Below are 265 nucleotides of genomic sequence, written 5' to 3'. Positions count from 1 at the left end.
GAGCAGAACGAAAAAGGTGAGCCGGTCACCTGGCAGGGGCGACAGTATCAGCCGTATCCCATTCAGGGGAGCGGTTTTGAACTGAATGGCAAAGGCACCAGTACGCGCCCCACGCTGACGGTTTCTAACCTGTACGGTATGGTCACCGGGATGGCGGAAGATATGCAGAGTCTGGTCGGCGGAACGGTGGTCCGGCGTAAGGTTTACGCCCGTTTTCTGGATGCGGTGAACTTCGTCAACGGAAACAGTTACGCCGATCCGGAGC

At 57.7% G+C, this 265-nt stretch carries 1 protein-coding gene; it reads left to right on the top strand.

Annotation, left to right across the window (positions count from 1 at the left end; genetic code table 11):
- Positions 1–265, top strand: a 265-nt coding sequence (locus ACTHSQ_RS11300; RefSeq protein WP_440375960.1) for a phage minor tail protein L, incomplete at both ends; no start/stop codon positions are given.

Origin of the sequence: Neisseria sp. P0009.S008 (assembly GCF_051958615.1) — a bacterium.
GTDB classification, from domain to species: Bacteria; Pseudomonadota; Gammaproteobacteria; order Burkholderiales; family Neisseriaceae; genus Neisseria; species Neisseria subflava.
Note: the sequence above shows the minus strand (reverse complement) of the source record. Positions and strands in the feature narration are given on the sequence as shown.